This window comes from Streptomyces sp. NPDC059850, from assembly GCF_042731515.1.
In the GTDB taxonomy this organism is placed as follows: domain Bacteria; phylum Actinomycetota; class Actinomycetes; order Streptomycetales; family Streptomycetaceae; genus Streptomyces.
Genome location: NZ_JBHWJI010000081.1, coordinates 25826 through 34795, shown reverse-complemented (window position 1 = coordinate 34795; position 8970 = coordinate 25826). Strand labels below are relative to the sequence as shown.

Annotated in this window: 7 protein-coding genes; all 7 read right to left on the bottom strand. The window is 68.5% G+C overall.

The annotated features are described in order from the left end of the window. Window positions 1–51: 51 nt before the first annotated feature. The 7 genes from dxs to ACFV9T_RS39230 all read right to left on the bottom strand — a co-directional run bounded on the left by dxs (window position 52) and on the right by ACFV9T_RS39230 (window position 8905). Window positions 52–2001 (bottom strand): 1-deoxy-D-xylulose-5-phosphate synthase, encoded by a 1950-nt coding sequence (dxs, locus tag ACFV9T_RS39260; protein WP_385447708.1) that lies wholly within the window; start codon window positions 1999–2001, stop codon window positions 52–54. A gap of 127 nt (window positions 2002–2128) precedes the next feature. Further along, entirely contained in the window at window positions 2129–3442 is a 1314-nt protein-coding gene (locus ACFV9T_RS39255) for a sugar ABC transporter permease (protein WP_385447706.1), read from the bottom strand. Continuing rightward, window positions 3439–4218 (bottom strand): ATP-binding cassette domain-containing protein, encoded by a 780-nt coding sequence (locus ACFV9T_RS39250; RefSeq protein WP_385447704.1) that lies wholly within the window; start codon window positions 4216–4218, stop codon window positions 3439–3441. Before ACFV9T_RS39250 ends, ACFV9T_RS39255 begins: the two co-directional genes overlap by 4 nt. Before the next feature lie 142 nt (window positions 4219–4360). Next, the gene (locus ACFV9T_RS39245; protein WP_385447702.1) at window positions 4361–5464 is read right to left on the bottom strand and encodes a substrate-binding domain-containing protein; all 1104 of its coding nucleotides are present in this window, start codon (window positions 5462–5464) and stop codon (window positions 4361–4363) included. A 184-nt stretch (window positions 5465–5648) separates the two neighbouring features. Next, window positions 5649–6848, bottom strand: coding sequence for an ROK family protein (locus ACFV9T_RS39240; protein WP_385447699.1), 1200 nt, complete (start codon window positions 6846–6848; stop codon window positions 5649–5651). Window positions 6849–6969: 121 nt separating this feature from the next. Next, window positions 6970–7803: a carbohydrate ABC transporter permease gene (locus tag ACFV9T_RS39235; RefSeq protein ID WP_385447710.1), complete on the bottom strand. Its 834-nt coding sequence runs from the start codon at window positions 7801–7803 to the stop codon at window positions 6970–6972. A 184-nt stretch (window positions 7804–7987) separates the two neighbouring features. Continuing rightward, a complete protein-coding gene (locus ACFV9T_RS39230; RefSeq protein WP_385447696.1) occupies window positions 7988–8905 on the bottom strand; it encodes a carbohydrate ABC transporter permease in 918 nt (305 codons plus the stop codon). Window positions 8906–8970: the final 65 nt, after the last annotated feature.

The following is an 8970-nucleotide window of genomic DNA, read 5'->3' as shown; positions in this document are numbered from 1 at the left end:
CCGCTGGGGTCCGGGCCGGGGCCCTGTGAGGCGGAACCTATCCGCCGGAAGCTAGTCGCGCACCGGCTCGGCGGGGGCCGTCACGCCACGCCCCCGCGTACCGGACGACTCCTCGTAGCCGCCGCCGAGCCGCGACACCAGGCCGGTGACCTGGCGGGCGATGTCCGGTGCGGTCAGACCGATCTCGGCCATGACCTCCTTGCGGGAGGCGTGCTCCAGGAAGCGCGGCGGGATGCCGAAGTCGCGCACCGGCATGTCGACGCCGGAGTCGCGCAGCGCCTGCGAGATGGCGGAGCCCACACCGCCGACCCGGCTGTTGTCCTCGACGGTGACGACGACGCGGTGGCGCTCGGCGAGCGCGGGAAGCTCCTCGTCCACCGGCTTGACCCAGCGCGGGTCGATCACCGTGGCCGAAATGCCCTGCTTGTCCAGGAGATCCGCGATCTCCAGGCACATCGGGGCCAGCGCGCCGACCGACACGAGCAGCACATCGGGGTCGTCCCCGGCACTCGCCGCGGGCTCGCGCAGCACGTCCATGCCGCCGATCCGCCCGACGGCGGCGACCTCCGGGCCGACCGCGCCCTTCGAGTACCGCACCACCGTCGGCGCGTCGTCCACCTCGACGGCCTCCCGCAGCTGGGCGCGGACCTGGCCCGCGTCACGCGGCGCTGCGATCCGCAGCCCGGGGACGACCTGGAGGAGAGACATGTCCCACATGCCGTTGTGCGACGGCCCATCCGAGCCGGTGATCCCGGCGCGGTCGAGGACGAAGGTGACCCCGCACTTGTGCAGCGCGACATCCATCAGCACCTGGTCGAAGGCGCGGTTCAGGAACGTGGCGTAGACCGCGAAGACCGGATGCACACCGCCGGTGGCCAGGCCCGCCGCCGACACGGCGCCGTGCTGCTCCGCGATGCCCACGTCGTAGACCCGGTCCGGGAACCGTTTCGCGAACTCGGTGAGGCCCACCGGGTGCAGCATCGCCGCCGTGATCGCGACGATGTCCTCCCGCTCCTCACCGAGCTTGACCATCTCCTCGCCGAAGACCGAGGTCCAGTCGGCGCCGCCCGCCGAGATCGGCAGCCCGGTGTCGGGGTGGATCGGGCCGATGCCGTGGAAACGGTCGGTCTCGTCCTGCTCGGCCGGGGTGTAGCCACGGCCCTTCTCGGTGAGGCAGTGCACGATGACCGGGCCACCGAAACGCTTCGCCCGCTGGAACGCGGACTCCAGCGCCTCGATGTCATGGCCGTCGATCGGGCCGACGTACTTCAGCCCCAGGTCCTCGAACATGCCCTGCGGGGCGATGAAGTCCTTCAGCCCCTTCTTCGCGCCGTGCAGCGTCTCGTACAGCGGGCGGCCGACGACCGGGGTGCGCTCCAGCAGGTCCTTGCCACGGGCCAGGAAACGCTCGTAGCCGTCGGTGGTGCGCAGCGTGGCGAGGTGGTTCGCGAGACCGCCGATGGTCGGCGAGTACGACCACTCGTTGTCGTTCACGACGATGACCAGCGGGCGGTTCTTCGCGGCGGCGATGTTGTTCAGCGCCTCCCAGGCCATGCCGCCGGTCAGCGCGCCGTCGCCGATGACCGCGACCACATGGTCCGGCCTGCCCTGCAGCTCGTTCGCCTTGGCGATGCCCTCGGCCCAGCCGAGGACGGCGGAGGCGTGGCTGTTCTCGATGACGTCGTGCTCCGACTCGGCGCGCGACGGGTAACCCGACAGCCCGTCCTTCTTCTTGAGCCGCGAGAAGTCCTGGCGCCCGGTGAGCAGCTTGTGGACGTACGACTGGTGGCCGGTGTCCAGCAGCACCTTGTCCTTCGGCGACTCGAAGACCCGGTGCAGGGCGATGGTCAGCTCGACCACACCCAGATTGGGCCCGAGATGCCCTCCGGTCTTGGACACGGCGTCGACGAGAAAGGTGCGGATCTCCGCGGCCAGCTGGTTCAGCTGCTCCGGGGCGAGCCGGTCCAGATCGCGCGGTCCCCTGATGCCGGTCAGCAGCACCCGTGCCTCCTTGCTGTCGAGCGTCTCCAGTAGCCCCCGAGAGTCTAATGCTGCCTTATGCGACGACTCGGTTCGCCTCCGGGGAAGACGTGCCCCGGAGGCGAAGCGTTCCTTGTCCCCGCCGTTCTTATCCGCGGCCCGCCGAGCGCTGTGTTCTCCGCGACACCGAGTCGATGACCACGGCGGCCAGCAGCACCGCGCCAGTGATCATGTACTGCACGGAGTTCGCGACGCCCAGCAGGTTCATCCCGGACGAGATCGAGCCGATGACCAGCATGCCGAGCATCGCCGACCACACCGAGCCGCGCCCGCCGAAGAGGCTGGTGCCGCCGATGACGGCGGCCGCGATGGCCTCCATGAGCAGGTTGCCGGTACCGGCCTGCTGGCTCGCGGAGCCGATCCGGGACGCGATCATGAGACCGCCGAACGCGGCCATGAGCCCGGACATCGCGAACACCGAGATCCGGATGGCGACCACGTTGATACCCGCGCGGCGGGCCGCCTCCACGCTGCCGCCCAGCGCGATCACCTTGCGTCCGTACGGGGTGCGGCGCACCACGAAGTCGAGGGTGACCAGCACCACCACGAAGATCACCAGGGCGAGCGGCAGGCCCATGTACTCGTTCAGCCGCCAGGCCGCCGCGTAGACGATCACCGCGAGCACGGCGGTGCGCACCAGGATCTCGCTCAGCGGCCGCGAGGGTATGCCGACCGCCTTGCGGCGCCGGCTGTCCAGGAACTGGGCGAGGAAGAACCCGGCCACCGCGACCGTCGCCGCGCCGTAGGCGGCGATGAGCTGGCTGAAGTAGTGATCGGTGAGCATGCGCACGAAGCTGTCGTCGTCGATGCCGAGGGTGCCGGTGGTGCCGAGCACCTGGAGCATCAGCCCGTTCCAGGCCAGCAGACCGGCGAGGGTGACGACGAACGCGGGGACGCCGACCCTGGCGAAGAAGAAGCCGTGCAGCGCGCCCAGCGCCGCGCCGGTGGCCAGCGCCGCGAGCACGGCGACGCCCTCGGGCACGCCCTCGCGGATGTTGAGCACCGCGAGGGTGGCCGCGGCCAGACCGCTGAGCGAGCCGACCGACAGATCGATCTCGCCGAGCAGCAGCACGAAGACGATCCCGACCGAGATCATGCCGGTGCCGCCGATGAGGATCGACAGGTCGGAGAGGTTCTTGGGCGAGAGGAAGGCGCTGTCCTTCCACTGGAAGACCGCCCAGATGACGGCGATGCCGACGATCACCGGGACCGCGCCCAGGTCGCCGCTGCGCATCTTGCGGGCGAACTCGTTGAGGTAGCCCTTGAACCCCTCCTGGCGCACCAGCAGCCGCGGATCCACCACGGTGACGGCGTCCTTGGCGACCGGGCTGGCGTCGGCCGGTCCGGCCGGGGCCTTGTTGCCGCCCTCACCACCGCTGGTCTTGTCGAGACGGGTGCTCACTTGGCGGCCTCCCCGCTGCGCGCCTTGCGGCGGGTCACGGCGTTGTCCGTGGCGCCGGTGATGGCGGAAATGATCTCTTCTTGAGAGGTGGTACGGACGTCGAACGTGCCGTTGTTGCGGCCCAGCCGCAGCACCGCGACCCGGTCCGCGACCGCCTTCACGTCGGCCATGTTGTGGCTGATGAGGATCACGGCGAGGCCGCGCTCGCGCAGCCGCTCGACCAGGTCGAGGACCTGCGCGGTCTGCTCGACGCCGAGGGCGGCGGTCGGCTCGTCCAGGATGACGAGCTTCGGCTCGCCCAGCATCGAGCGGGCGATGGCGACGGTCTGCCGCTGGCCGCCGGAGAGCGAGGCGATCGGGATCCGCACGCTGGGGATACGGATCGACAGGGTGCTCAGCAGCTCGCGGGCGCGGCGCTCCATCTCGACCTCGTCGAGCACCCCGGCGCGCAGGATCTCGCGGCCGAGGAAGAGGTTGCCGACGACGTCGATGTTGTCGCACAGGGCGAGGTCCTGATACACCGTCGCGATGCCCAGGTCCTGGGCGTCGTGCGGCCGGGCGATCGTGACCGGCTTGCCCTGCCATGCGAGGACGCCCTCGTCGGCGGGGCCGACTCCGGCGATCGCCTTGACGAGGGTCGACTTACCGGCGCCGTTGTCGCCCACCAGGGCGACCACTTCACCGGCGCGGACCTCCAGTTCGATGTCGGTGAGCGCCTGGACGGCGCCGAACCGCTTGGAGATCCCGCGCAACGCCAACACGGGTTCGTTTGGCACGATGGCCGTCTCCGTTCCGGGCAGGGGCGGCCCCTGCTGTGTGACGGAGGGGAGAGAACTCTCCCCTCGGGTGGGGATGTTGGGGGGCGGCGGGCGGGCCGACGGCGAACGTCACGTACGGCCCGCTCCGGTCCGGCAGGGGCTACTTGAGCCCGGCCGCGTCGCAGGCGGCCTTCAGCTTCGGCGTGCAGATCTGGCCGACCGTGTACAGACCGTCCTTGATGACGGTGCTCTTGATGTTGTCCTTGGTCAGCGAGACCGGCGGGATGAGCGTGGCCGGGATGTCCTTGGTGGTCGGGCTGTCGACCGTGCTGGTCCCGGCGGCCTTCTCACCTCGGCCGAGGGCGATGGCCATCTTCGCGGCCGCGGTCGCCTCCTCTACGTAGGACTTGTAGACGCTCATGTACTGCTCGCCGCTCACCACCCGCTGTACACCGGCGAGTTCGGCGTCCTGGCCGGTGACCGGGGGCAGCGGCTTGACGCCGCCGCTCTTGAGCGCGGTGATCGCGCCGCCCGCCATGCTGTCGTTGGCGGAGTAGACGCCGACGATGTCGTTCTTGCCGACGGACGAAATGGCGCCCGTCATGGCCTTGTTGGCCTCCTCGGCCAGCCAGCGGTCGACGTCGTACGACTTGGCGATCTCCACCTTGCCCTTGAGGACCGAGAGCGCGCCCTTCTTGAACATGGCGGCGTTGGGGTCGGCCTCCCAGCCGTTGAGCATGACGATCTTGCCCTTGCCGCCCTTGGCCTTGTCGCCCAGGGCCTTCAGCAGTGCCTCGCCCTGGACCTTGCCGACCGTCTCGTTGTCGAACGAGGTGTAGGCGGAGATCGGCCCCTCGGCCAGCCGGTCGTAGGCGACGACCGGGATATTCGCCTCGGCCGCCTTCTTGACCGAACCGCCGATGGACTTGGAGTCCACCGAGTCCAGAATGATGACGTCGACCTTTTTGGTGATCATGGAGTCGACCTGCTGCTGCTGTACCGACGGATCCGACTTGGCGTTGGCGTACTGGATCTTGCAATCCGAGCAGTCGGCCAGGATCTTTTCCTTGATCAGCGGCCGGTCGAAGTTCTCGTATCTCGCGGTCTGGTCCTCGGGCAGAAGGAGCCCGATGGTCAGCGCTCCGGTCTTCTTCTCTTTCTTGCCTTCGTTATCCGCTTCTTTCGCCGAACCACAGGCGGCGAGCGAGGCGGCCATCGATACGACAGCGGTGGCAATGGCGACGCGACGCATCGTTGCGTTCATAACGGGGGTGACCTCCCTGACGAGGCCGCGTCATTGCGGCCGAGGTGGCGTGAAGTCAACTCGGCCGCCGTCATGGCGTCAAGAAGTAAATCCTTAACGAGATGGCAACGGTGCCATTCGTTATCTGAGTGAACGCGCGGCAGGGCTCAGCGGAGGGGTTCAGCAGCGGGGCTCGGCGGCGGGGTCAGGCGAGCGCCGGGGTGCCCGCCGACAGCGCGCCCTCCAGCAGCGTCGAGTCGCCCATCTCGCTCAGTACCAGCGCGAGGGCGCCCAGCACCTCGGCCCGGCCGCCGAGCGCCCCGGGCATCACGGCCAGCTGACGGGCGGCGCTCGGGATGGCGTATCGCGCGACCGACTCGCGGATCGGGCCCAGCACCAGCTCCCCCGCCTCGGCGAGGTGGCCGCCCAGCACCATGCGGCTGGGGTTGATCAGGTTGCACAGGTTCGCCACGCCGCTGCCGATGTGCCGGCCGACGTCCGCGATCACCCGGCGGCAGCCGGGGTCGCCGTCCCGGGCGAGCTGCACCATGCGCTCGATGGTGAGGTCGGCGCCATGGCTGGAACTCAACAGCGGCAGCACGTAGCGGGCCGCGGCGAAGGTCTCCAGGCAGCCGCGGTTGCCGCAGCGGCACACCGGGCCCGACTCGTCGAGGGTGATGTGGCCGATTTCGCCCGCCGTGCCGCCCGGGCCCCGGTAGATCTGGCCGCTGATCACCAGCCCCGCGCCGACGCCGTCGGCGACCTTGATGTACGCGAGGTCGGCGACCCCGCGCCCGGAGCCCCACACCAGCTCGCCGAGCGCGCCCAGGTTGGCGTCGTTGTCGACGTGCACCGGCACCCCGAGCCGCTCGGCCAGGTCGTCGCGCGGATTGGTGCCCGCCCAGCCCGGCAGGATCGCGGTCGAGCCGAGCGTGCCGGTCTCCACGTCTATCGGGGCCGGGACGCCGAGGCCGACGCCGACGACCTTGTCGCGGCTCAGCCCCGTGCTCGCGATCAGCCTGCTGACCAGCTGCTCCGCCCGGTCGAGGCCCTGCGCGGAGGAGGCGTCCACATCCAGCGGCTCGGCCTCCTCAGCGAGCACCTGGTGGGCGAGGTTGCCGACCGCGACCCTGAGGTGCGTATGGCCGAAATCCACGCCCACGACGATGCCCGCGTCCCCGCTGAGCGAGACGCTGCGCGCCCGGCGGCCACCCGCCGAGGTGGGCGTGACCTCGACCGTTCCGCCGTCCTTCAGCTCACGCACGATATTGGAGACGGTGGCCGCGGACAGCCCGGTGGACCGGGCGATCTCCGCCTGGGTGAGCGAGCCCGCCATACGCACCGCACGGACCACCCGTTCGAGGTTGGCCCGGTGCAGCGACGACTGCGATCCCGGAGTCTCCACGCCCATCCACTCCCGCCTTGTCTCCAACATGTGAACTCTAAGCTGAGCGGCCTCGCTCATGCCACGTCAAGCCCTAGACATGACATTCGTTTCGTTCACATAAAAGACAGTATGCGGAACTTTATTTGAGCGCCCCCGCGGTCAGTCCGCTCTGGACCTGGCGCTGGAAGACGATGTAGGCCGCGAGAACCGGAAGCATCGCCAGCACCAGCCCGGCGAACAGTGCCGACCAGTCTCCCTTGTATTGCTGGCTGGCCGCGAGCTGCACCAGCCCCTGGGTGAGCACCCGCTTGTCCTCGTCCGTGTTGAGCACCGTGGGCAGCATGTACTGGTTCCACTGGCCGAGGAAATTGAAGATGCCGACGCTGATCAGTCCGGGCTTCGCCATCGGCAGCATGACCTGGAAGAACGTCCGGGTGTGGGACGCCCCGTCGATCAGTGCCGCCTCCGCCACCGAGGTGGGCAGGGTCTTGAAGAAGGAGGTGAGGAAGAAGACGGTGAACGGCAGCGAATAGCCGATATAGACCAGAATCAGCCCGTGGAAGGTGTTGAGCAGGCTCATGTTCTTCATGACGAAGAACAGCGGCACCAGCGCCAGGATGACGGGAAAGCTCATCCCGCCGACGAACATGAAGTAGATGACGCGCTTCCCGGGGAACTCGAAGCGGGCCAGCACATACGCCGCCATCGCCCCCAGCAGCATCGTGCCGACCAGCGAACAGCCCACCACCAGAACGGTGTTGAAGAAGAAGTCGCCGATGTTGGACTTGCTCCAGGCGCGTGACCAGTTGTCGAAATGCAGCGTGGAGGGCAGCCCCCAGGGCGAGGTGAAGATCTCCTTGTCCGTCTTGAGGGAACTCATCACCGCCCACAGCAGCGGCATGGTGACGAGCAGACCCCAGATCACCAGCATGCCGTGCGAGAAGACGTTGAGGACCTTGCCCTCGCTGCCGATCCGCCCCTCCGGGGTGAAGCGCGGCGGCTGCTTACCGGCGGGGGCGGCGAGCGGCGGCTCGTCGGCCTTGGTGACGCGGGGGAGTTCCGAGGGCTCTGCTTGCGAGGTCACTGTGGTCCCCCCAGGTCGGCGGTCGAGCGGTGGTTCGCGGGTGCGGTCACGGGTGCGGTCACGGTCCCCGGCATCAGTACTCCAGCCGTTCGCGCCGCCCGAGCCTGCCCACGGCGACCGCGAAGATGAGCGTGACGATCAGCATCGCGACGCCGATCGTGGTCGCCCGTCCGGCCTGCCCGTCGCTGAACGTCTTGGTGTAGACGTAGAAGCCCAGGACCTGGGTCGAGTCGGCGGGACCGCCCGGACCGATCGTCATGATCTGGACGACGGCGAACGCGTCGAGGGCGATGATGCCCATGTAGATCCAGCCGGTCTGGACCGTGTCCCACAGCAGCGGCAGGGTGATCCGGAAGAAGGTGTGCACACGGTTGGCGCCGTCGAGCAGCGCGGCCTCGTAGTAGTCCCTCGGGATGGCACTCATCCCGGCGGAGAAGAGGACGACGTAGAAGCCGACGTTGGCCCAGACCATCACGACCATGAGGCTCCACAGCGCGAACTTCGGATCGGCCAGCCACTGCTGCTGCAGCGCGTCCAGGCCGATCCCGCCGAGGAAGGCGTTGAGCGCGCCGTTGCGCGGGTTGTAGGTGAACTGGAACAGCAGGGCGACGATCGCGATCGACAGCACCTGCGGGAAGAAATAGATCACCTTGTAAACGCTCGACCCGCGCACGCCCGTGACGGCCGCGTTCTTCCTGCCGCGGCCGCCGACGTTGAGCATGAAGGCGAAGAAGAGTCCGAGCCCGAGCGTCACCAGCGGCACGACCAGCAGCAGCAGAACGTTATGACCGACCGCTTTCCAGAAGAGGTCGTCCTGCAGCAGCCAGCTGTAGTTCTTGAATCCGACCATCTTGAAGTCGGAACTCAGGCCCGTCCAGTCCGTGAACGAGTAATAGATGGCCTGAACGAACGGCGAGATCACGAAGACCGCGTAAAGGATCAGCGGCAGGGCCAGGAACCCAGCGATGAACCGGTATTTACCATGCTGCATTTCTACCGACCTCGGACTTCCCTCGCGGATAATGCCGCCGGTGACGCTACGAACCCCATCAGCTG

Coding starts and splice junctions, on each gene's coding strand:
- ACFV9T_RS39245 (WP_385447702.1), bottom strand. CDS start 5,464: ATGAACGCAACGATGCGTCGCGTCGCCATTGCCACCGCTGTCGTATCG.
- ACFV9T_RS39230 (WP_385447696.1), bottom strand. CDS start 8,905: ATGCAGCATGGTAAATACCGGTTCATCGCTGGGTTCCTGGCCCTGCCG.